Origin of the sequence: Shewanella sp. S1-49-MNA-CIBAN-0167 (assembly GCF_040310145.1) — a bacterium.
Lineage (GTDB): Bacteria > Pseudomonadota > Gammaproteobacteria > Enterobacterales > Shewanellaceae > Shewanella > Shewanella psychromarinicola.
Genome location: NZ_JBEOPO010000236.1, coordinates 1 through 277, shown reverse-complemented (window position 1 = coordinate 277; position 277 = coordinate 1). Strand labels below are relative to the sequence as shown.

The window sequence follows — 277 nt, the reverse complement described above, 5'->3', positions numbered from 1 at the left end:
AAACACAATTGCTTAATTTTGATGGAGTTAGAAAAGATGAAGTTTGGTTATCTGAAAAGGGGATTGATGGCGGAACACAATTACGCCCTCTTACTGATTATGCAATCGATAAGCGCGCGAATCTAAGAAAGGGCTACCTAGATGGACGGTTTGGGGCTATCCCATTCTTAAGTACTTTAAATACATTCAATTTATTTGAGGATGAAATAGACGATGGGAAGTCCAAAACGATTTAGGCCTTCTCGCTCTTTAGCCAGAAAGAAAGATAAGATTTAAC

Annotated in this window: 1 pseudogene; it reads left to right on the top strand. The window is 38.3% G+C overall.

The annotated features are described in order from the left end of the window. Positions 1 to 236, top strand: a pseudogene (locus tag AAEZ00_RS21145) (hypothetical protein); the annotation flags it as partial. Positions 237 to 277: the final 41 nt, after the last annotated feature.